Here is a 22181-nt window from a genome sequence, read left to right as displayed (position 1 = left end):
AGGGGAGGCCGTCTGAAAGCGCGTTTTCCGCCGTTTCAGACGGCCTCAATCCTGCTTTCAGACGGCCTGATGCGGTGTACAATCTCGCCCGCACAAACACCGCCAAAACACCGCCATGAAATTCAAAACCCCGCCCGTCAGCGGCAAATTCATCGCCACCCTGCCGCCGCTTTTATCTGTCGGCATCATCGCCCTGCTGGTCTACCGCTTCCATTTGGAAAAACTCGCCATCCCGTTGGTGTTGGGCGTGATTGCGGGCGGACTGGTGGATTTGGACAACGCCCTCTCAGGCCGTCTGAAAAACACCGCCGTATCGCTGGCGGCCTTTGCCGCCTCTTCGCTGGCGGTGCAGGCATCGCTGGGCAACACCGCGCTGTTTCTGCCCGTGATGGCGCTTTTGGCCTTCGTCTTCACCATGATAGGCGCCGTCGGCCTGCGCTACCGCACCATCGCTTTCGGCACGCTCGCCGTGGCCGTGTACACCACGCTCACCTACAACCCCGACAGCGCCTCGGCCTGGTATCTCAACCCGCTGATGATTCTCTGCGGCGCGGGGCTCTACAGTCTCATCACCCTCGGCCTGCACATCCTGCTGCCGCACCGCCCCGTACAGGAGAGCGTCGCCAACGCCTACACCGCGCTGGGCGCCTATCTCGACGCCAAAGCCTGCTTCTTCGACCCCGACGAAGCCGACGGTATCGAAGAGCGGCAAATCGCCCTGGCCATGAAAAACAACCAAATCATCCACACCTTCAACCTCTGCCGCAGCGCCCTCTTCTACCGCATGCGCGGCCAGCACCGCCACCCGCGCACCACCCGCATGCTGCGCTACTACTTCGCCGCCCAAGACATCCACGAACGCGCCAGCTCCAGCCACATCAGCTACCGCCAAATGGCCGACAAACTGAAAAACAGCGACCTGATTTTCCGCTTCCTGCGCCTGATGGAACTGCAAGGCCAAGCCTGCCGCGACATCGCCGACAGCCTGCGCGAAGGCCGCACCTACACCCCCGACCCCCGCCTCGCCCGCGCCGGCAAAGGGCTCAAACAGTCTGCTGCCCACTACGCCGCCGAACACCCCACCGCACCCGAAATGCCCCTGCTGCAACGTCTGGCCGACAACCTGCAAAACATCAACTACCAAATCGCCAACCTCGACAGCGGCCTGCCCGAAGCCGCCGCAGGCGACCTGCGCATCGCCCACCACGACTCGGCCAAACTCAAAGACGCCGCCCAAAGCATCCTCTCCCAGCTCAACACCCGCTCCGCCACCTTCCGCCACGCCGTACGCATGGCGCTGATAGTCGTCGTGTGCGGCCTCATCGTCGAAATGCTCGACCTCAACTTCGGCTACTGGATACTGCTCACCGCCGTTTTCGTCTGCCAGCCCAACCACTCCGCCACCCAAAGCCGTCTGAAACAGCGCATCACCGGCACCCTCGGCGGCGTGCTCGTCGGCTCCCTCCTGCCCTACTTCACCCAGTCGCTCGAAGCCAAGCTGATGGTTATGACCGCAGGCGTCACCCTCTTCTTCCTCTTCCGCGTCAACAAATACAGCTATTCCACCTTCTTCATCACCATCCAGGCACTCATCAGCTTCTCCATCGCCGGCTACGACATCACCCAAGCCCTGCCCATGCGCATGGCCGACACCGTTATCGGCTGTCTGCTCGCCTGGGCGGCCGTCTCCTACCTCTGGCCCGACTGGCACTACCTGCAACTGGGCAAAACCGGTGCCGCCGCCGTTGCCGCCGATGCCTCCTACCTGCGCAGCGTGCTCGAACGCCTCGAACACGGCGGCGGCGAAGACGTAGACTACCGCGCCGCCCGCCGCCTCAGCCACGAACGCGCCGCCACCCTCTCCAGCACCCTGTCCGACATGTCGGGCGAACCGAAAAAATACGGCAGCCGCCTGCACGACGGCTTCCGCCTGCTCAAAATCAACTACTCCCTCATCGGCTACATCTCTGCCCTGGGCGCCTACCGCGACACCCTGCGCCGCGACCCCGAACACCAACCCTTCCTGCAACGCTACTTCCCCGCCGCCGCCCAAGTCTGCGCCCTGATGGAAGACATGTCCGAACTGCCCGAAGACACCTTCCGCCAACGCCTCACCGACATCCGCGCCGCCATCAAAGACCTGCGCCCGCAGGAAGGCGGCGAACAAAGCAGCATCCTGTGGCAGCAGCTCGCCGCCACCGCCGACCTCCTCGAACCCGCCTACCTCGCCCTTAACGGACGTGCCGAAACCGCCCCCGACGCGACAAACGGCCAAGACGGCGGACAAAGCGCCGTTCAGACGGCTCCAAAGGCAGAGGCCGTCTGAAATATGAAAGCCGAAAGGCCGTCTGAAAACCGGTTTCCGCTTACGGACACCGGTTTTCAGACGGCCTCAGGTTTCAAAAACGCCATTCCTGCGTTTATGTCCCGAAGGGGTGCCGGCGGGAACGGCCTTTCCAACAACAGGGAACGCGTGCATCGCTTAGACAACTCTACGCTTGCTTTGAACAACGATAATCGGCGCATTTGAAGCGATAGGCAGCCTGCACACCGCAACCGAATTTCCAATCTCAAAAGGAGCGCTTCATGCCCATCCCCGCCTCCCTCAAAAAACGCTGGCACGCCCTCGGCAACATCCGCCAAATCCTCACCGCCACGCAAAACCTCACCGTCTCCCCCTTCGGCAGCACCGAATACGGACTGCTGGACTTTCGCGGCATCCAACTGATTGGCGACGAGCGCAGCAAAGAAGAAACCGCCAAACTGCCGCCGATAGAGCAATTCCCCGCCAGCCTTCTTATCCCGCACAGCGGCATTTTGCGCGATGCCGACTTTTCAGGCTCGCTGTGGTCGGACGTGTCCGTCGCCCACCAAAACGACAACGAAACCATGCGCTTTGACAACGTCCGCTTCAACGGCAGCACCTTCAAAGCCAAAAACGCCGCCAACTTCGGCGGACTCAGCGCACAGCTTGCCGACTGCGATTTTGACGGCTGCGCCTTCCCCAAAAACATCGCCTTCGCCCGCGCCACCCTGCAAAACTGCCGCTTCACCCGCATCAAAAAATCCAGCCGCCTGAGCTTTCTCAACAGCCTGCTGGAAAACTGCACTTTCGAGGGCGACATCCGCAAAGCCGATTTCGATGCCACGCCGATGAAAAACTGCACCTTTTCAGGCAGCCTGAAAGCCTGCTCTTTCCAAGGCGAATTTTCGTTGGACAGGCAAGACGCCCAAACCTCACTGGAAAACGTCGATTTCAGCCAAGCCGAACTGCTGGTCTGCACCATCGCCAATTACGACTTCGGCACAGCCAAACCCTCGCCGCGCAACTGCATCGTCCGCCAAACCCAAGCGTTTTACCAAGCTCTCGTCGCCCTGATTCGGCAACAAAAAACCTCCCATGCCGACCGCCTGTTGGACGAAGCGGAAGACTGCCGCCCGCATCCGCAAACCCCCTACGGCGTATTCCATGCCGACCAATTGGCGACCCTATCGCCCAAACACTACGACGCCGAAACCAGCCGCCTGTTTTACGACTGCATCTGCCAAGCCGCCGAAGCCACAGGCTGCCGCATGAAATAGTTTCGGCTTCGCCAAAGCCTACGGCAAATAAGCAGCAAATAAGAGGCCGTCTGAAAGTCGAATCCAAGATTTCAGACGGCCTCTTGGTATTGCGGGTATCGCAGGAAGCACGTGCGCCGCTTAGGCGGCACCCACTATCTGTAATGGTTAAGGCCGTCTGAAAGCGCAGTTTTATAGTGAGTCAAAATAAAAAAGATACAAGGCAGCAAGCCGCAGACAGTACAGGTAGTACGGCAAGGCGCAGCAACGCCGTAGATTTTTTATTTTGGCTCACTATAACAAGGTCAAAACCAAAAGAAAAAGGTCGTCCGAACAGTTTTCAGACGGCCTTTTCGTGTCGGGCGGACATTTATTTCAGCGGCTGCAAGCCCATCAGTTCCATCAGGAAGTTGGCGAAGGCGGGGTTGGCCGGTTTGTTCTGCATATGCGGCCAGCGGGTCTGCCAGCCTTTGAGAGCGTTGCCGATATACTGCTTGGACTGGGCGCTGCTGATGGCGCCGCGCTGGCTGTCTACGGCGGAGCGCAGGTAGACGTCGTAAATGCTGTCGTCGACGGGGTTGTTGCCGACCAGGCGGATGCGGAAGCGGTTGAGCTGCTGCGCGGCCTGCACTTTGGTGATTTTGCCCTGACCTACCTGGTCGCTCAGGCGGGTGGCTTCGTCGCGGATTTTCGCCACGTCTGCCCAGTGGTTCGGGGCGAGGCGGTAGGCGCCCTGTTGGGGGCGGACGGCTGCGGGTTTTGTGCCTGTGCCGATAACGGGAACGGAAACGGTTTCGCAGGCAGACAGTGCGGCGCAGGCCAGCAGGAGGGGAAGGTATTTTTTCATGGCGGGCGCAAATTCCTTTTTTGATGGTTTTCCGGCAGTTCGTACAGCGGCGTCAGGCCGGTTGAGGGCGGCGAAAATACCATAACCGGGCTGCTCTTTACAAGTTTTATCAAACGAACGCGGGCAACCGGAAACAACCGGCTGCCCGCGTGTCGTTGAAACCCGTTTACACCAAATCGGCGAACAGGGGGGTGGAGAGGTAGCGTTCGCCGTAGGAAGGAATCAGCACGACGATCAGTTTGCCGCGGTTTTCTTCTTTGGCGGCCAGTTGCAGGGCGCTCCAAATGGCGGCGCCGGAGGAGATGCCGACAAGGATGCCTTCTTTTTCGGCAGAGGCGCGGGCGGTGGCAAAGGCTTCTTCGCCGGTGACGCGGATGATTTCGTCGTAGATGCCGGTGTTGAGAATACTGGGGATAAAGCCTGCACCCAAGCCCTGAATCGGGTGCGGGCCTTTTTCGCCGCCGCTCAATACGGGCGAGGCATCGGGCTCGACGGCAACGATTTTCACGCCTGGTTTGCGCGCTTTGAGCACTTCGCCCACGCCGGTAACGGTGCCGCCCGTGCCGACGCCGGCCACGAAGATGTCGACTTGGCCGTCGGTATCGCGCCAGATTTCTTCGGCGGTGGTTTGGCGGTGGATTTCGACGTTGGCGGGGTTGTCGAACTGGCGGGGCATGAAGTAGGTGTCGGGATGCTCTTCGACCAGCGCTTTGGCGCGGGCGATGGCGCCGCCCATGCCTTCGGCGGCGGGTGTCAGAATCAGTTCCGCACCGAAGGCGCGCAGCAGCATTTTGCGCTCTTTGCTCATGCTTTCGGGCATGGTGATGACGAGTTTGTAGCCCCGCGCGGCACAGACCATGGCCAGGCCGATGCCGGTATTGCCGCTGGTGGCTTCGACGATGGTGGTGTTTTTGTTGATTTTCCCTTCTTTTTCAGCCGCTTCGATCATGGCTTCGGCGATGCGGTCTTTGACGCTGCTGCCGGGGTTGAAGAATTCGAGTTTGGCGACAACGCGGCCGGGCAGCCCTTCGCCCAGGCGGTTCAGTTCGACCAGCGGAGTGTTGCCGATCAGGTCGGTAATGTTTTTTGCGATATTCATAGTGTTTTTCCTTGATGAAGGGACGGTTGGACGTGAACGGCGGGCATCTTAAAAGAAGGCCGTCTGAAAACAAAATAACTTCCCCGCACGGCGCGGCAAACTAAAAGTTATAAGGACTAAGTTTCAGCGCCAGCGCATCATCGACACCGCGTAAACCGCCTGCGCCAGCATCACTACCAGCATACCGCCCTGTATCTGGCGTATGCCGAACACCGACGGCGCGCGCGCGGCGATGCGGTTGTGCAGGGAAAACAGCGCCATCAGCAGCAGCTGCATACCCAGCCAGTAAACGGGTTGCAGCAGGATAAGGTCGGCCAGAAACGGCAGGGCGCGCGGCGTCATTCCTTCGGGATAGCGCAGCCACACCAGTCCGGTCACCAGCGCGTGTCCCAAGCCCATCGCCACGGCGGCAGCGGCAAAACGCACCGGCAGCGCCCGGTTGCCGGCCGTATAATAAGACGCCTCATCCGTGCGGCGGGCGTTGGCGGCCAAGAACAGCAGGCAGGCGGGCACGATATACAGCTGCGGCGCATACAGCATCACCGTGCTGAACGGCGCCAGCATACGCGGCAGCAGCCACATTCCGGCAAAGCCCGCCGCCAGCCAGCAGAACACGGCGGCCAGCAGCCAGCCGATACGGCGGCTCTGCCAGACGGCGGCGGCAAAAAGCGCGGCATAGGCCGCGGCACAGCACAAATCGGGACGGATATTCATCGGCCGCTTTCTCAATAAACCAGTTCGCCGTCAAACACCGTTTGCGCCGGTCCGGTCATCATCACATCGCCGCTGCCGTCCCACGAAACCGACAGCCTGCCGCCCGGCAGCGACACTTCCACCGGCACACCCGCATCCAACAGTCCCAAACGCACGCCCTGCACCACCGCCGCGCACGCGCCCGTGCCGCAGGCCTGCGTTTCGCCCACGCCGCGCTCGAACACGCGCAGGCGGATATGGCGGCTGTCGAGCACCTGCATAAAACCGATATTGGCCTTTTCGGGAAACTGCGGATGCGGTTCCAAAGCCGCACCGATGCGGCCGACGGGGGCGGAAGCCGTATCGGCCGTCTGTAAAACCGCGTGCGGGTTGCCCATATTCACCACGCCGAAACGCACCGTTTCGCCGCCGATCTGCGCGGCGTATTCCAAAGCGTCGTCCGCTTCGCCTTCCTGCGGCAGAAACGGGATTTCAGACGGCCTCAGACGCGGCCTGCCCATGTTTACCGTTACCAGGCCGTTTTCTTCCAGCTTCGGTACGATAATGCCCTTCGCCGTTTCCACACGGATTTCCCGCTTGCCGGTCAGACCGCGGTCGACAACAAAACGGGCAAAGCAGCGCGCGCCGTTGCCGCACTGCTCGACTTCGCCGCCGTCGGCATTGAAAATGCGGTAGCGGAAATCGGCAGCGGGCGACAAGGGTTTTTCCACCAGCAGAAGCTGGTCAAAACCGATGCCCGTGTGCCTGTCCGCCCACGCGGCAATCGGCGCGGCGGCGGGATCGAAGGGCTGCGAAATGCCGTCGATCACGATAAAGTCGTTGCCCAAGCCGTGCATTTTGGTGAATTTCAAAGGGGCGGTCATGTCCGTTTGTCCTGTGGCGCTGCGGTTTGCCAAAGGCGGCAAGTGTAGCACAAAAGGCCGTCTGAAAACGGCTGCCGCGGGGCGGCGGAGCGTTTTCAGACGGCCTGATATGACAAAACCGCGGCTTATTTGCCTTCGGCTTCGGCTTTTTTCAGCAGAGCGAAAAGCTGGTCTTTCAGCGCCAGTTTTTTGATTTTCAGCGCGTCGATTTCGTCCTGCGCGGACACGCTGGCGACGGGGTCGTTTTCCAAACCGGAGATTTTGTCATCCAGCTCGTTGTGCTCGTCGAACAGGCGGGCAAAATGGGTGTCTTCCTGTTTCAGTTTGGAAATCAGATCACGGTATTCGGGAAACATAGCTCGTCCTCTTAATTAATTGATGGTTAACGGGGGAACAACCCGTTTTGCGGGTTCGGTCGGATTATATAACAAACCTTCCGCGCGCCGCAGACAAATTTTAACGCAGCTTGACATACCGCAAGACGCCCGCACGGCGTTTTTTCAGACGGCCTTTTGTCTTTCAAACCCGCCGCCGACAAGGTAAACTGCGCAACCGCTTCACCTTCGACATTCCACCGTAAAGGAACAACCATGCGCATCCTGCTTACCGGTTCGAAAGGCCAGCTCGGCCAATACGTCCGCAGCCGCCTGCCCGAAGATTGGGAACTGATCGCCACCGACTCGAAAACGCTCGACATCACCGACCGCGACGCCGTGCTCAGCATGGCGGAAAACTTCCAGCCCGACGCCGTTATCAACACCGCCGCCTACACCGGCGCGGCCAAAGCCGAAGACAACGCCGAGCGCGTGTTTGCCGTCAACGCCGCCGGTACGCGCAATCTGGCGCAGGCCGCCTACGCCGTGGGCGCGAAATTCGTCCACATCTCCACCGATTACGTTTTCGGCGGCAACAGCCGCATCCCCTACACCGAAGACGATCCGCCCAATCCGAAAAACCTCTACGCCCAATCCAAACTGGCGGGCGAATTGCTGGCGCTGGCGGCCGAACCGGACACCGTCGTCGTCCGCAGCTCGTGGATATACAGCGGCATCGGCCGCAACTTCGTCACCGGCCTGCTCGAACGCGCGGCCGAAGGCGGCGAAATCGCCCTGGCCGACGACAACGCCGGCTGCCCCACCTTTGCCGGCGATTTGGCCGACACCGTTATCGGCCTGCTGCAACTGCCGCGCTTCCCGCAGGGGCTGCTGCATTACTGCGGCGGCAAAGCGTTCAGCGACTACACCTTCGCCCAAGCCGTTTTGCAAACCGCCGCCGAACGCAACCCCGCGTTCGTCATGCCCACACTTGTTCCCACTCCCTCGTCTGTGCTGCACAAAGAGCGCAACGCCCCGCTCTATTCCGTGCTCAACTGCGACAAAGCCCGCAGCCTCGGCTTCATCCCCGGCAGCTGGCACAAACACGCCGCCACCGTTTTGGAACAGCACTTCGGCGCATAAACCCGAACCGGACGCCACCCAAAGGCCGTCTGAAAAGCCTCGGCGGCTTTTCAGACGGCCTCAAACCATATCAAAAACAAGGAGAACCCGTACATGACACAGATGAACTGGTCGCAGCTTCTGAGCACCCAACGCTTCCGCAGCAAAGACGGCGAAATCGTCCCCACCGTCACCCCCTCCACCCAAGAAGGCGCCGACGCCCTGCGCACCGACTTCCACATCGACTACGACCGCGTCGTCTTCTCCGGCGCCTTCCGCCGCCTCGGCCGCAAAACCCAAGTCCACCCCTTCGCCGAACACGACCTCACCCACAACCGCCTCACCCACAGCGTCGAAGTCGCCAGCGTCGGCCGCAGCATCGGCAACCGCGTCGGCGTCATGATGCAGGCAGGCGGCTTCCTCCCCGCAAACAACACCCCGAGCGACATCGGCGCCGTCGTCCAAGTCGCCTGTCTCGCCCACGACCTCGGCAACCCGCCTTTCGGCCACACCGGCGAAGACGCCCTGCGCGACTGGTTCCGCAACCCGCAACACGCCGCCTACCTGCAAAACCTCAGCCCTGCCGAGCGCAACGACGTGCAAACCTACGAAGGCAACGCCCACAGCCTGCGCATCCTCGCCAGCCTCGAAATGTACCCCGGCAAAGGCGGCATGCGCCTCACCGCCGCCACCATCGGCGCGCTGCTCAAATACCCCTGGACCACGCAACACCCCAACGGCACAAAAAAATTCAACATCTACCAAACCGAGCTGCCCTACATCCGCCGCGTCGCCGACACCCTCGGCCTCGTCAGCCACGGCCGCGACCACTGGGCGCGTCACCCCCTTTCCTACCTCATGGAAGCCGCCGACGACATCTGCTACGCCCTGCTCGACCTCGAAGACGCCGTCGACCTCGAACTGCTCAGCGACACCGAAGTCGAAACCGTCCTCTCCGGCCTTACCTTCGTCGAACCCACCTTCCACGCCCAATCGAGCCGCCAGCGCTGCGCCATGCTGCGCGGCATCGCCATCGGCCGCGCCATCGAAGACGTCGCCCAAACCTTCATCACCCACCAGGCCGACCTCCTCAACGGCAGCTTCAAAGGCCGCGACCTCCTCGCCCTGTGCAGCCCAGAAGTGCAGGACACCCTCGAAAACGCCAAAGAACTCGCCCGCACCCGCATCTTCCGCCACCAAAGCAAACTGATGACCGAAATCGCCTCCTTCCCCTGCCTCGGCTCCATCCTCGGCCTGCTCGTCCCCGCCGCCTGCCAATACCTCACCGAAGGCCGCACCGGCACCCGCCAGAGCCTCGCCCTCGAACTGCTCAAAAACGCCCACCCCGTCAGCCGCGACGACACCCTCTACACCGCCTACATGAAAATCCTCGACTTCGTCGGCGGCATGACCGACAACACCGCTGCCAAAATGGCACGCGAACTCTCCGGCATCGGCATGATCTGACCCCGACAGAAGTTTTCAGAAACGTCATCCCCGCGAAGGCGGGGACGGCCTCAAAGCCGCTGCAACTGCAAACAGCACAGGCCGTCTGAAAAATAATTTCCAGTGTTTTGAACAAACTGCCGCAAACCCGGTTTTTCCCGGCAAAAAACGCTGGACACCACCCGCCGGCCTCCCTATAATCCGCGTTTTTCTCGCACCCGTAGCTCAGTTGGATAGAGTATCTGGCTACGAACCAGAGGGTCGGGCGTTCGAATCGCTCCGGGTGCGCCAAACAACTCAAATCGCCGCGCCCATCGTCTAGCGGTTAGGACATCGCCCTTTCACGGCGGTAACCGGGGTTCGATTCCCCGTGGGCGTGCCAATATTCAAACCCTCCGTTTTGTAACGGGGGGTTTTTTTCTTTATGTATGTCAGATTTTCGTTTTTACATGCATTGAGACAAGCCCTCTGTACCCTGACGCTTTACTGACTTCGTTGAAGCTCCGCTTTCAGAAACGTCATCCCCGCGCAGGCGGGGACGGCCTCCCATCTTTTCCCGCCAGGCATTTGGGCAGGCGGCGCTCCGTTGCAGCAGAGGCCGTCTGAAAGCGCGTCTACTCTGCCACACACCGCATTCCGTCACGCGGCAAGGGCTTTCAGACGGCCTCGGCCGCGCGGGCGTTTCATGTATAATGCCGCGGTTTTACAGCAAGGAATGCTTTATGTGGTTTAAGCAGATCAGTTTCTATCCGCTCGACAAAAACAAGCTGCCCGATGCGGACATGCTCTCGGCCAAGCTGGCGGAACTACCGTTCGCGCCCTGTCAGGGGCTGGACTGGTTCAGCGAAGGTTTCGCCGCGCCGGTGCCGTTTTCGCCGGAAGCGGTTTTCCCCGCCGATTTCACTTGGGGCGTGGCGCTGAAAAAAGAGGAAAAAGTGCTGCCCGCGGGCGTTATCCGCGATATTTTGGACGAGAAAGTCGCCGAAATTCAGAATAACGAAGCGCGCACTGTCGGCCGCAAGGAAAAACAGGAATTAAAAAAGCAGATTACCGACGATCTGCTGCCACGCGCCTTTACCCGCAGCGGCCGCACGCAGGCGGTGTTCGACACGAAGCACGGCTATCTTTTGGTGAACAGCGCCTCCGCCTCCAAAGCGGAAAACATACTCACCAAGCTGCGCGAAGCCTTGGGCGGCTTGGAAGCCTCGCTGCCGCACACCAAGCAGTCGCCTTCGAGCCTGATGACCCAATGGCTGCTGCAAGGGCATTGCGACGGCGGCTTCGAGCTCGACAGCGATTGCGAACTCAAAGGCGCGGGCGATGTTGTGCCCGTGGTGAAAGTATCGAAACAGGATCTGACCGCCGACGAAGTGGTACAGCATGTGAAAATGGGCAAGACCGTCACCCAGCTCGGTTTGGTATGGCGCGAACAGATTGCTTTTGTACTGACACAGGATTTCACGCTCAAACGCATCCAATATCTCGACGTTTTGCAGGAAGAGGCGGAAAGCCACGGCGACGATGCCGCCAGCCTCGCCTTCGCGTCGCAGGTTTTGATGGCCGAATCGCTGGGCACGATGCTGGACGAGCTGGTCGGCCTGCTGGGCGGCTGGCAGGAATAAGCCCGCCGTTTTCAGACGGCCTCTTGTTACAGAGGCCGTCTGAAAACATAAAAAGAGAACGAAAGGATTGGATATGACGAAATTTCTAGCCGCCGCCCTGCTGGCCGCGCTGCTGCCGCACGCCGCCGCCGAAGTGATTGATCCCTATCAGGGCAAAGGCTGCCGCTACGAAGGCGCGGTAAAAGAAGATTTGCCACAGGGGCAAGGCGTATGGTCGTGCGACAACGGCAACCGCTACGAAGGCACGTTTAAACACGGCAAATTCGACGGTAAAGGAAAATTCACCGTCAGCCGCGCTGACAATGTCTTCCTCGAACCCTTCGGCGCATACAGCTCCCGTTTTAAAGGCATGCGCATGGAAGGCAGCTTCCAAAACGGCCGCGCCAACGGCATTATCCAAGCATACGAAGACAGCGACCATATCTTCACCCTCACCTACGACAAAGGCATCATGAAAGAAGCCAAGCTGCCGAAAAAGAAAAAATAAGCCGCTTTCAGAAACGCCATTCCCGCGCACAAAAGGCTGTCTGAAAGCCTTCCTTTCCCAACATCAAAAAACACCAGACAGGACAACGAGATGAGCATCAAATCCGACAAATGGATACGCCGCATGAGCGAAGAATTCGGCATGATCGAGCCGTTTGAGCCCAAGCAAATCAAAGAAGCCGACGGCAAAAAAATCATCTCCTACGGCACATCAAGCTACGGCTACGACATCCGTTGTGCCAACGAATTCAAAATATTCACCAATATCAACAGCACCATCGTCGACCCGAAAAACTTCGACCCGAAAAACTTCGTCACGGTAGAAGACGACTGCTGCATCATCCCGCCCAATTCGTTCGCCCTCGCCCGTACGGTGGAATATTTCCGCATCCCGCGCAACGTGCTTACCGTGTGTCTGGGCAAATCGACTTACGCCCGCTGCGGCATCATCGTGAACGTAACGCCGTTTGAGCCGCAATGGGAAGGCTACGTTACCCTCGAATTTTCCAACACCACCCCCCTGCCCGCCAAAATCTACGCCGGCGAAGGCGTGGCGCAGGTACTGTTTTTCGAGAGTGACGAAGTCTGTGAAACCTCCTACAAAGACCGCAACGGCAAATACATGGGGCAGACCGGCGTCACCCTGCCGAAAACCTGACCCGCGATTTTCAGAAACGTCATTCCCGAGTAGGCGGGAACGGCCTCCGATGCTCAAAGGCCGTCTGAAACGCCCAGCACAATTTTCAGACGGCCGCAAAGCGCGGCATAAAGGCCGTCTGAAAACAAAGCTTCAACAAAGTGAAAACCCATCAACGGAAACACCATGCTCTTTCTTGTCTCACCCGCCAAAAACCTCAACGAAAAAGACCCCGCGCCCGTTCCGCAATACAGCCAACCCGCCCTGATCGACCAGGCCGCGCAACTGATGGACGAAGTAAAACAACTCGCCCCGCAGCAAATCGCCGAACTGATGCACGTTTCCGACAAAATCGCCCTCTTAAACGCCGAACGCAACGCCGTCTGGCACATCCCGTTCACACCCGAAAATGCCAAACAGGCCGTTTTCCTCTTTAACGGCGACGTTTACGAAGGACTGGCCGCCGCCACCCTCGCCCCCGACAGCCTCGACTACCTGCAACAGCATCTGCGCATCCTCTCCGGCCTCTACGGCCTCCTGCGCCCGCTCGACCTCATCCAAGCCTACCGCCTCGAAATGGGCACCCCCCTCGCCAACCGGCGCGGCAAAAACCTCTACGAATACTGGGGCGGCCACATCACAGCCCTGCTCGCCGACACCCTGCGCGCGCAACACGCCGACACCGTCGTCAACCTCGCCTCGCAGGAATACTTCAAAGCCGTGCAGCCCGACAGACTGCCCGCCCGCATCATCACCCCCGTGTTCAAAGACGAAAAAAACGGCGCGTACAAAATCATCAGCTTCCACGCCAAACGCGCGCGCGGCCTGATGGCGCGCTACGCCGCAGAGCACCGCATCACCGACCCCGAACAGCTCAAACACTTCGACAGCGAAGGCTACGCCTACAACGCCGCCGCCTCGTCGGAAAACGAATGGGTCTTCCTGCGCGACGCCCGAAAATAAAGGCTGAAACGCTTGCCAAAACCCCGCACTTTGGCTATGATGCGCGTCTTTCAAGAAACGGAAGCGTGGCAGAGCGGTTTAATGCAACGGTCTTGAAAACCGTCGAGGGTTGATAGCCCTCCGTGAGTTCGAATCTCACCGCTTCCGCCAGTCTTGAAATTTTTTGTTTGCATAACAGGAAACGTGGCAGAGAGGCTGAATGCAGCGGACTCGAAATCCGCTAAGGGCGCAAGTCCTTCGTGGGTTCGAATCCCACCGTTTCCGCCAAGAGAATATTTGAAAACAGGCCGGACATTTTGTCCGGCCTGTTTTTTATGCCGCATATAGTGGGCCAACACAAAAATCTACGGCGTTGCTGCGCCTTGCCGTACTACTTGTACTGTCTACGGCTTGCTGCCTTGTATAGTGAGCCAAAATAAAAAATCTACAGCGTTGCTGCGCCTCGCCGTACTATCTGTACTGTCTTTGGCTTGCTGCCTTGTATCTTTTTTATTTTGGCTCACTATAAAATACGGTTTTTCGCCTGCAACCGGCAACAAAAAAGGCCGTCTGAAACATTTCAGACGGCCTTTTGCCATGCGCCGCATGGAGGGCGGGCGGTTTTCAGACGGCATCAGGCCGTCTGAAAACCCGTTCCGCCTACCACTGGTACAGCGCGCCCGCGCCCGCGCCGACGCGGCCTTGAGTATTGACGGAAACATTGCCTTTCACAATCCAGTTGCCGCCGTCGCTCATCGAGGACATGCCAACTGCCAGAGCAGACTGACCGCCGTAGTAGCCGCTGCCCACGCCGAGGCCGGATGCGCCCGGGCGGGTAACCTGCGGAATCGAGCCTTGGGCAATCGCACCGGCCACGCCCGCATTGGCGTTGTCGCCGATATCGTTGATTTTGCGCTCCAAGGCGTTGAAGTTCAGGTTGGCGGCATCGGTCAGCGCACCGAGTTTGGCATTGAGCTGGCCGACATTCACCGCGTCGGTGGCTTTCGTGCCCGCGGCAACGTTGCTGATTTGGTTGCCGCCGTTGTCCAGTCCGCCCGCAGTCAGCGAAACAGGGGCTTTACCCGCGCCTGACGGGGTAACGGTGACGCCGCCCGCGTTCACGGCGGTTTGGTTGCCCGCGCTGTCGCGCACGGTATGGCCCGCGCCGTTGACGACGTTGGTGTTACCGCTGCCGTCGGCAAAAGACGCGCTAGTCAGGCCGTTCAGCTCTTTGGCCAGCTGCACTTTCAGACGGCCTTGGCTGTCTTTGTTGACGCCGATGTTGTTGTCGGACAGTTTGTTTTTGTCCGCTCCGCCGACAATATCGAGGCGCTGGTTGAGTTTTTTGGCGATGGCGCCGTCGCTGGCGAGATTATCGCCACCGTAGCTGAGGCCGTCGTCCATGGTTGCCAGTTCGCGCGGCGTGCCGGTGGAGTCGGCATAGCGCAGACGGTCGGCCTGTTGTGTGTTGCCGAGCACGGCTTGGCCTTTGGCTGTGCCGATGCTGGCTTTGGCGCCGTCTTTGCCGTTGACGGTGATTTGTCCCGCGCCGTTGTCGGCGGACAGGGTGAGGCCGGTTTGGCCGTCTTTGCCGATGGTGAGGCTTTCGGCTTTCAGGTCTTTGTCGGTTTTGACGACCAGATTGCCTTGCGCGTCCACCATGGTTTTGATGTTTTCGCCCGAATAGCGGCTGTCGTCTTTTTTACCCTCGCCGACGATGTTTACGGTTTGGCCGAGTTTTTTGTTCGTCGAACCGGTGTTGCCCGCGAAATTGAGACCCTTGCCGATATTGCCGCTGAGGTTGGCGATGTCGGTTTTGTTTTGCGCCACTTGGTTGTCGACGGCTTTGAGCTGGTCTTCGGTGGCGGCGCGGCCGCTGACGGGCTGCGTGCTGCCGCTGACCCAGGTTTTGTTGCCCAAGCCGGTGACGGTGCCCGCTTTGCCGTCGACGACGACGCTGCCCGCTTTCACCTGCGCTTTCGTGCCGTCAAGAGTGACGGCGTTTGCGCCCGTTCCGGCGGTGACGGTGTTGCCCGCCGTGACGTTGCCTGCGGCGGCAATATTGCCCGTTGTGCCGTCGAGCGAGACTTTGCCGTTGCCCAGCGCCACTTTGTCGGCCAGTTTGACGGCATAGTCGGTGTGGCCGTCTGCATGGGTTTTCGGCGTGACAAGGACATTGCTGTCGCCTGCCGATACGGTGTTTTTCGCGGCGGCGGCGGCTTTTTTCACATCGCCGATATTGGCGGCGTTGCTGTCGGTGTTGCCGCCGCTTGCAACGTTGGTGATTTGCTTGCCGCCGTTGTCGAGGCCGTCTGAAGTGAGCGATACGGATTTACCGCCGCCTGCGGGGGTGATTTTGACGCCCGTGCCGTCGATTACGGCAGCCGGTTTGCCCGCGCCGCCGCCGAAGGAGGCGCTGGTCAGGTCGGTAAGGGCGTCGTCGAGACGGTAGGTGAAGTTGCGGCCGTTTTGTTTGAGCTTCAGGTTTTTGCCCACTTGCAGATTCATCTGATCGCCCGCTTTGACGGTTTCTTCTGTCGCGGCGGTTTCCAGCTTGCCGCCGTCGGCCTTGGCGCCCACCGTCCAGGCGGCGTTGTTGACGGCATCGGCTACGTCGCCTGCGGTGGCCAGCTTGGTTTTGTCGGCATCGGCCACTGCGGCTTTGTTGCCGCTGACGTTGATTTTGCCGCTGACGGCGTTGAATCTCACGACGCCTTTGTCGTCGATTTCGGCGGTGGTGTTGGTGCCGTTGCGGAAGTCGAGGCCGTCTGAAAGACGGGTTTTCTTGGCCGCGCCGCCGTTGGCTTTGTAGGCGATGTCGGTCGCCGCCGCCGCTTTGCTGCCGTCGTAGCTGACGGTGTAGGTGGTTTGGTGCTTGGTTTCGTCCTGTTTGGCGGTCACGCCGATAACGCCTTCGCCCTGTACGTCGACTGCTTTGCGCGCGGCATCTTTGACGGCGTTTTCCGATACGGCGATGTTGATGCCGCCGTTTTCCGCTTTGGTGGTGACGAATCGGCTATCGCCTGTCACGGCAAGGGTTTCGCCGAGTTTGCGGCTGACGCTGCCCGTATCGCCTGTGAAGGTCAGCGGGCTGTTTTTCAGATTGTTGAGCTGGCCGACGTTGGCAGCGTCGGTGTCGGCCATGCCTGCGGCAACATTGGCAATCTGTTTGCCGCCCGCGTTGATGCCTTTGGCTTTGTCGAGCACGACGCCGCCGACGGTGACTTTGTCAAAGCCGACTTCGGCTGCGGTGGCGTAGGTAATTTTGCCGTTTGCTTCTTGTTTGACAGTCAGGTTTTTGCCCGCAGCCAGTTCGACTGTGTCGCCGGGATTGATGACTTCGTCGCTGCCGGATTCTTTTGTGCCGCCGTTGGCGGAGGTTTTGAGGGTGAAGCCGCTGTTGTTGACGGCGTTGACGACGTCTTGCGCGGTAGCCAGTTGGCCGGCATTGCCTGCGGTGGCAGCTTTGTTGCCCGTTGTGGTGATGGCGGCAGTGTCGGCCTTGACGGTGTAGGTGCTGCTGCCGTCGGCGTTGTTGGCTGTATCAACGGTGATGCCTTGGCCCGCTACGACTTTGTTTTTGGCTGCTGCACCCGCTGCTTTGAGTTGGCTGACATTTACTGCGTCGGTATCGGCCGAACCTGCGGCAACGTTGGTGATTTTGTTGCCGCCGTTGTTGAGGCCGTCTGAAGTAAGGCTGACGGGCGATGCGCCTGCTTTGCTGATGGTAACGCCGTTGCCGTCGGTGACGGTGTTTCCGGTGGTGACTTTGTCAAACGTCGGCGTCGATGAGAAGTTCAGGGTAACGGTATCGCCGTTTTTGGCGGCCGTTAAGTTGGGATTGGCGGAAACGACGTTCTGCACGGCGCTGTCGGCCTTCGCCAAGCTGGCTTTGGCCGCGGCGGACAAATCGACGGCGTAATCGGTGATGTTGCCGCTTTTCGCGCTGTTTGTGACGCTGACTTTGTCCGAGCCTGCGGATACGGTGGTGCCTTTGGCATTGACGGTGTAGACGCTGTGGCCGTCTGAATTATCGTCGGTTTTGTCTACCGAGGCGATGTTGGTACCTGCTTTGACTTCGGTTTTCGATGCTTTGATGGCGTCGTGAACGGTGTCTTTTCCTGTGCCGCCGATGTCGCTCATGGTGAGCGTGCCCGCTTGATCGCCGTCTTTTTGGATGGCCGCATCGCCGCCCAATACCGTGACGGCGGAGTTGCTGAGGTTGCCAAGGACGTTTTGCGTGAGATAAAGCTGGCTGCCGTTGACGGCATCGGTGGAATCTTTGGCGATGCGGCCTGCGGCAACGTTGGTAACGGTGCGTTTGATGCTGCCGCTGCCGACGCTGACGGTGGAGTGCGCGCTGTTGCCGGCAAAACCGGAATAGGAAATGCCGCTGACGGTGGCGTTGTCGGTGGAAACGGCGGCGGCGGTTTCGGATGCGTAGCCCAAAGCGACGGCTTTGTCGTTTTGCGCCTTGGCTTCCGCACCCAAGGCCAGCGCGCCGGTATTTTTGGCCGCGCTCAATTGTCCGAGGGCAACGGCCTGCACGCCTGTTGCCGCCGCGCCTTTGCCGACGTTTTGCGCGCCACCGATGGCAACGGCGCCGGAAGCGGATGCCGTGGTGTACTGTCCGCCGGCAAACGCCTGCTGGGAGGAAGCTGACGAACCGACGCCGAGCGCAATCGCACCCGAACCTGTCGAGCTTGCGCGGTTGCCGAGGGCAATCGAGTTGCCTTTGGTTGCCGAAGCGCGTTGGCCGATGGCGATGTTGTTGTCGGTGGTGACTGCGCCCGCTCCGTTGCCCGTGCCGTTGGCGTATGCGCCGATGGCGATGTTGTGGCTGCCTTCGATGCCTGCGGCTGCGCCCGTACCGATGCCGACGATGTTGGTTACCGCAGCGGTTTTGCCCGCGTCTTTCACCGCGCCTTCGCCGATGCCGATATTGCTGAAATTATTGGCGTTTTCCGTACCCGCGCCCGACTGTTTGCCGATGAACACGTCGGCGCGTCCGGCGGCATTCGCGCCCCAGCCCAGTGCGGTGGAATTTTCGCCCGTCGCCGTGGCTTTGTTGCCCAGGGCGGTAGAGGCGTTGGAAGCCTGCGTGTCCGCGCCGACGGATACCGCGCCGTCTTTGCCCGCCTGCGCGTTGAAGCCGACGGCGACGGTGTTCAGGGCGGAGGCGGAGGCTTTCACGCCCGCCGCCAGCGCGTTGCTGCCGGTCGCGCCGTCGTTGTCGTAGTTGCTGCCTGCGCCTGTTTCGGCGGATTTGACGCTGTAATAGTGGGTGAGCTTGCCGCCCAAAGTGTCGGCCACGGCGTAGAGCTGACTGCCGTTGATGGCGTCGGTGGAGTCGGCAGCGATGCGGCCTGCGGCAAGGTTGGTGAGGGTGCGTTTGACGCTGTCGCTGCCGATGCTGACGGTGGCTTCGGGGGCGGTGCCGGCGAAGCCGTTGTAGGTGATGCCGCCGACGGTGGCGGCGGTGGTGGCGACTGCGTCAGCGGTTTCCGAGGCGCGGCCGAGGGCAACCGAGCTCCAATGCTTGGCTTTGGCGTCGTTGCCGATGGCGGTGGCTGCGATGGCCGAAGCGGCCGAGCCCGCGCCGATGGAAACGGCGTAATCGTTTTGAGCCTGCGCGTTGTCGCCGAGGGCAACAGACGACACGCCCGCCGCGTTGGCGGAATTGCCGACGGCGGTGGCGCGGGTGGACGAAGCGCGGCTGTGTTTGCCGATGGCGGCCGCGTCTGCGGCGGCGGCCTGCGCGTCGTTGCCGACGGCAATTGCACCGGCGGCGGTGGCGCGGGTGGACGAGCCGACGGCAACCGTGTGTTCTTCCGATGCCTGCGCGTCGCGGCCGAAGGCCGAAGCGTCGGTGCCCAGTGCTTTGGCATCGTTGCCGACGGCGGTCGCGCTGTCGGCTTTCGCCGCCGCGCCCGAGCCTGCCGCCAGCGCGCTGTTGCCGTCGGCGACGGTGTCAAGGCCGACGGCGGTGGCGTAAACCTGTGAGGCTTTCGCGCCTTTGCCCAAGGCGGTGGCACTGTCCGCCGTTGCTTTGGCGGTGTTGCCCAGGGCGACGGTGTCTTTTTCGTATGCCGTGCTGTCGGTGCCGATGGCGACGGCATCCGCGTCGCTGCTTGCTGTGGCGGCACTCGTGCCCGCTTTGGCGTTTTTGCCGATGGCGATGCCGTTTTGTTTGAGGGCGGTTGCGGTTTCGCCGATGGCGGTGGACGACAAACCTGCCGCTTCGGCCGCTTTGCCCACGGCGACGGTGTTGCTGTCGCCCACTTTGGCCGCGTTGCCGACGGCAACCGCGCTGTCGATGTTTTTGGTGTTGGTAAACGCGGGTTTGTAGTTGGTGTGTTTGACTTTGCCGTCGGCGGTGTCGATTTCCACTTCCTCACTGGTAACGCTGGCCGCGCTCGCGCCCACTTTGATGTCGTTGCCGAACACTGTGTTGTTGTTGGACGTGCTGCCGATCAGGTTGCGGTTGCCGACCGACTGGTTGTTTTTGCCGCCGATGATGCTGAACACGGTGTCGTCCATCTTGCCGTTGGCCAGAGCCTGAACCATGCGCGCGGCACTGCCGCCGCCGTTCGCACCAATGGAGGCGGAGTTTTCGCCGAACACCATCGTGCCCGTGCCGACGGACACTGCGCCTTTGGCGGCGGTGATGCTGCCCGAGCCGATGGCGGCCTGCGAAGAAGCGATGTTGCCGCTGCCCTTGACGACGGCGGCTGACGAGCCTGTGGCCATGCTGTCGAAGCCGCCGCTCACCTGCGTGTAAGAGCCGTAGGCCGAAGTGGTGTCGCCGTGCGCCTTCGCGCCCACGCCGACGGCGGAGGCAATCGTGCCGCTGGAAACGGCCTGCGTGCCGACGGCCAGCTTGTTGTTGCCCGCGCCGACGGCCTGCGCCTGATAGCCGACCACTGTCGCACGGCTGCCGACGTTCTGACCCACCAGCGATTCGTTGCCGATGGCCAGATGGTTGCCGAGGGTGGCGGCATTGCCCGCCGGATTGGCGAGGATTTTCGCCTGCTTGCCGATGGCGGTGGAATCGTTGCGCTCGGTTTTGGCCTGGAAGCCGAACGCGGTGGCAAACGTACCCGAGGCGTCGGAGGATTCGCCGATGGCCATTGCCCGGCTGGCACTGGTGTAAGACGGAGTGGCCGCGCCGGTGTTGTATTTGAAATTGGTGGTTTTCGCGCCGTTGCCCAGGGCGATGGAGTTTTCGCCGTAGGTCATCGCGTTTTGGCCGACGGCGATGGTGTGCCGCGCACGGGTGGGCGTGTCGGTTTTGGTGCCGTCGGCCGCGCCGTTGGCTTTGAAATTGTTGGCGTTTGTACCGATGCTGATGCTGTCTTCACCAAAGTGCGACGTGCCGGCGGCGTTGCCGATGGCGATATTGCGCAGACCGAGCGAATTGACGGCCGAGTCTTTGCCGACGGCGATATTGGTGTTGGTGGCGATGGATGCGGCAGGAGTGGCAGCAAGTTGGCCGTCTGCATAATACAAACCTGTGCCGCCGTAGCTCGTACCCTGGTCTTTGCGGCCTTTACCTGCGCCGTCACCTATCGAAATGTCGTCGTTATTCAGCGCCTCTGCCTGACGGCCGACAGCTACTGCGGCGAATGCACCGGCATTGGCGTTGTAACCGAATGCAGCCGCGCCGCCTGCCGTGGCCTTGGAGAATGCACCCACAGACACGGCTGCGTCATTGGTGGCAGACGCGCCGTCACCCACGGCGGTGCTCGACTTGCCGTAGGCTTTGGCGGCTTGTCCTCCCGCAAATGAATTTTGTCCCAAAGCATTGGACGACTGGCCGACGGCGGTGGAGTTTGTTCCGAAGGCTTTACTGTTCGCACCGATGGCTACCGAGCCGCTGCCTGTGGTTGTGCCTGCCGTCTGCGCATTGACACCGGCGGCTGTCAGCTCTTCCGGCTTCGCTTCACGCACAGCGGCGGCTTTGCCGATGGCAACCGAGTTCTGCGTTGATGCTTCGGCAGCGTTGCCGAAAGCGGTGGCATCATCTTTTGCAGCAGAAGCGCCGCTGCCGACGGCTACAGCACGGTTGCCGTTGGCTTTGGCGTTCATACCGACGGCCACGGCAGAATCGCTTGATGCCTGAGAATTCGTACCGATGGCAACGGCATCTGTGCCTGTTGCCGATCCTTCTGTGATTGCCGCCAAAGATGGCGAAGCCGTTGCCAGGCCTACTGCCGCAAAAACTGCCAGCGTTTTCAACCTGCCCGATTTGGACTTGCTTTTGCCTTTGGCGTGCGCCAGCTCGGAAGCGGCCACCCATGTGGCGGTTTCGTGATTCCAGATAACTTTATAGATACGGTTCATTTCGGTTTCCTTCTGTCTGTATTTGAACGGTTCGGGGCGGCCGCATCGGGTGCCGTGCTTTCAGACGGCCTCTTTGCGGGAGGGCGATGCAAACGCTTATCGCAGCATTTATCCGCCGAATCATTGGGTTGGCGGCATTATACCTGTTTGGGCGTGGCGGTGCAGCGCATAGGACGGGCAATTTT

At 60.6% G+C, this 22181-nt stretch carries 14 protein-coding genes and 4 tRNA genes; 12 read left to right on the top strand and 6 right to left on the bottom strand.

Going from position 1 to position 22181, the window contains the following annotated elements; all coding sequences use genetic code 11:
* Nucleotides 1-115 precede the first annotated feature (115 nt).
* Both yccS and ACG2K1_RS05440 read left to right on the top strand, forming a co-directional pair.
* A complete protein-coding gene (gene yccS, locus ACG2K1_RS05445; RefSeq protein ID WP_395428444.1) occupies nt 116-2326 on the top strand; it encodes a YccS family putative transporter in 2211 nt (736 codons plus the stop codon).
* 260 nt (nt 2327-2586) lie between these two features.
* Nucleotides 2587-3582: a pentapeptide repeat-containing protein gene (locus ACG2K1_RS05440; RefSeq protein WP_395428443.1), complete on the top strand. Its 996-nt coding sequence runs from the start codon at nt 2587-2589 to the stop codon at nt 3580-3582.
* Nucleotides 3583-3931: 349 nt separating this feature from the next.
* On the opposite strand, the gene ACG2K1_RS05435 is transcribed toward ACG2K1_RS05440, so the two are convergent.
* The 5 genes from ACG2K1_RS05435 to ACG2K1_RS05415 all read right to left on the bottom strand — a co-directional run bounded on the left by ACG2K1_RS05435 (nt 3932) and on the right by ACG2K1_RS05415 (nt 7440).
* Nucleotides 3932-4408 carry a hypothetical protein gene (locus ACG2K1_RS05435; protein WP_009426563.1) on the bottom strand — a complete coding sequence of 159 codons (477 nt, stop codon included), beginning with the start codon at nt 4406-4408 and terminating at the stop codon, nt 3932-3934.
* 166 nt (nt 4409-4574) lie between these two features.
* The gene (gene cysK, locus ACG2K1_RS05430; protein WP_009426564.1) at nt 4575-5507 is read right to left on the bottom strand and encodes a cysteine synthase A; all 933 of its coding nucleotides are present in this window, start codon (nt 5505-5507) and stop codon (nt 4575-4577) included.
* Nucleotides 5508-5630: 123 nt separating this feature from the next.
* Nucleotides 5631-6221, bottom strand: coding sequence for a hypothetical protein (locus ACG2K1_RS05425; protein ID WP_395428442.1), 591 nt, complete (start codon nt 6219-6221; stop codon nt 5631-5633).
* A gap of 11 nt (nt 6222-6232) precedes the next feature.
* The gene (gene dapF, locus ACG2K1_RS05420) at nt 6233-7084 is read right to left on the bottom strand and encodes a diaminopimelate epimerase (protein WP_395428441.1); all 852 of its coding nucleotides are present in this window, start codon (nt 7082-7084) and stop codon (nt 6233-6235) included.
* Between the two features lie 125 nt (nt 7085-7209).
* Nucleotides 7210-7440, bottom strand: a complete 231-nt coding sequence (locus tag ACG2K1_RS05415) for a YdcH family protein (RefSeq protein WP_009426567.1) — start codon at nt 7438-7440, stop codon at nt 7210-7212.
* Nucleotides 7441-7674: 234 nt separating this feature from the next.
* Between ACG2K1_RS05415 and rfbD the strand changes: the two genes are divergently transcribed.
* From rfbD to ACG2K1_RS05365, 10 genes are all read left to right on the top strand, one after another.
* Complete coding sequence (rfbD, locus tag ACG2K1_RS05410) at nt 7675-8541, top strand: dTDP-4-dehydrorhamnose reductase (protein ID WP_094031075.1); 867 nt, start codon at nt 7675-7677, stop codon at nt 8539-8541.
* Between the two features lie 102 nt (nt 8542-8643).
* Nucleotides 8644-9987: a deoxyguanosinetriphosphate triphosphohydrolase gene (locus ACG2K1_RS05405; protein ID WP_395428521.1), complete on the top strand. Its 1344-nt coding sequence runs from the start codon at nt 8644-8646 to the stop codon at nt 9985-9987.
* A 193-nt stretch (nt 9988-10180) separates the two neighbouring features.
* Nucleotides 10181-10257 (top strand) — tRNA-Arg (locus ACG2K1_RS05400).
* Between the two features lie 16 nt (nt 10258-10273).
* Nucleotides 10274-10348 (top strand) — tRNA-Glu (locus ACG2K1_RS05395).
* Nucleotides 10349-10688: 340 nt separating this feature from the next.
* On the top strand, nt 10689-11588 hold the full coding sequence (locus ACG2K1_RS05390; protein ID WP_036496303.1) for a recombination-associated protein RdgC: 900 nt from the start codon (nt 10689-10691) through the stop codon (nt 11586-11588).
* A 73-nt stretch (nt 11589-11661) separates the two neighbouring features.
* On the top strand, nt 11662-12075 hold the full coding sequence (locus ACG2K1_RS05385) for a hypothetical protein (protein WP_395428440.1): 414 nt from the start codon (nt 11662-11664) through the stop codon (nt 12073-12075).
* A 90-nt stretch (nt 12076-12165) separates the two neighbouring features.
* Nucleotides 12166-12732: a dCTP deaminase gene (dcd, locus tag ACG2K1_RS05380; protein WP_395428439.1), complete on the top strand. Its 567-nt coding sequence runs from the start codon at nt 12166-12168 to the stop codon at nt 12730-12732.
* Nucleotides 12733-12897: 165 nt separating this feature from the next.
* Complete coding sequence (gene yaaA, locus ACG2K1_RS05375) at nt 12898-13674, top strand: peroxide stress protein YaaA (protein WP_395428438.1); 777 nt, start codon at nt 12898-12900, stop codon at nt 13672-13674.
* Between the two features lie 59 nt (nt 13675-13733).
* Nucleotides 13734-13824 (top strand) — tRNA-Ser (locus ACG2K1_RS05370).
* A gap of 27 nt (nt 13825-13851) precedes the next feature.
* Nucleotides 13852-13941: transfer RNA gene (locus ACG2K1_RS05365), tRNA-Ser, on the top strand.
* Between the two features lie 372 nt (nt 13942-14313).
* Here ACG2K1_RS05365 and ACG2K1_RS05360 read toward each other — a convergent pair.
* Entirely contained in the window at nt 14314-21996 is a 7683-nt protein-coding gene (locus ACG2K1_RS05360; protein ID WP_395428437.1) for a YadA-like family protein, read from the bottom strand.
* Nucleotides 21997-22181: the final 185 nt, after the last annotated feature.

It is taken from the genome of Neisseria sp. 23W00296 (assembly GCF_044772855.1).
Lineage (GTDB): Bacteria > Pseudomonadota > Gammaproteobacteria > Burkholderiales > Neisseriaceae > Neisseria.
This window is presented reverse-complemented; position numbering and strand designations above follow the sequence as displayed.

Bases quoted from the DNA above. Each gene is read 5' to 3' on its own strand.
- yccS (WP_395428444.1), top strand. From the start codon at position 116: ATGAAATTCAAAACCCCGCCCGTCAGCGGCAAATTCATCGCCACCCTG.
- ACG2K1_RS05440 (WP_395428443.1), top strand. From the start codon at position 2,587: ATGCCCATCCCCGCCTCCCTCAAAAAACGCTGGCACGCCCTCGGCAAC.
- ACG2K1_RS05435 (WP_009426563.1), bottom strand. From the start codon at position 4,408: ATGAAAAAATACCTTCCCCTCCTGCTGGCCTGCGCCGCACTGTCTGCC.
- cysK (WP_009426564.1), bottom strand. From the start codon at position 5,507: ATGAATATCGCAAAAAACATTACCGACCTGATCGGCAACACTCCGCTG.
- ACG2K1_RS05425 (WP_395428442.1), bottom strand. From the start codon at position 6,221: ATGAATATCCGTCCCGATTTGTGCTGTGCCGCGGCCTATGCCGCGCTT.
- dapF (WP_395428441.1), bottom strand. From the start codon at position 7,084: ATGACCGCCCCTTTGAAATTCACCAAAATGCACGGCTTGGGCAACGAC.
- ACG2K1_RS05415 (WP_009426567.1), bottom strand. From the start codon at position 7,440: ATGTTTCCCGAATACCGTGATCTGATTTCCAAACTGAAACAGGAAGAC.
- rfbD (WP_094031075.1), top strand. From the start codon at position 7,675: ATGCGCATCCTGCTTACCGGTTCGAAAGGCCAGCTCGGCCAATACGTC.
- ACG2K1_RS05405 (WP_395428521.1), top strand. From the start codon at position 8,644: ATGAACTGGTCGCAGCTTCTGAGCACCCAACGCTTCCGCAGCAAAGAC.
- ACG2K1_RS05390 (WP_036496303.1), top strand. From the start codon at position 10,689: ATGTGGTTTAAGCAGATCAGTTTCTATCCGCTCGACAAAAACAAGCTG.
- ACG2K1_RS05385 (WP_395428440.1), top strand. From the start codon at position 11,662: ATGACGAAATTTCTAGCCGCCGCCCTGCTGGCCGCGCTGCTGCCGCAC.
- dcd (WP_395428439.1), top strand. From the start codon at position 12,166: ATGAGCATCAAATCCGACAAATGGATACGCCGCATGAGCGAAGAATTC.
- yaaA (WP_395428438.1), top strand. From the start codon at position 12,898: ATGCTCTTTCTTGTCTCACCCGCCAAAAACCTCAACGAAAAAGACCCC.
- ACG2K1_RS05360 (WP_395428437.1), bottom strand. From the start codon at position 21,996: ATGAACCGTATCTATAAAGTTATCTGGAATCACGAAACCGCCACATGG.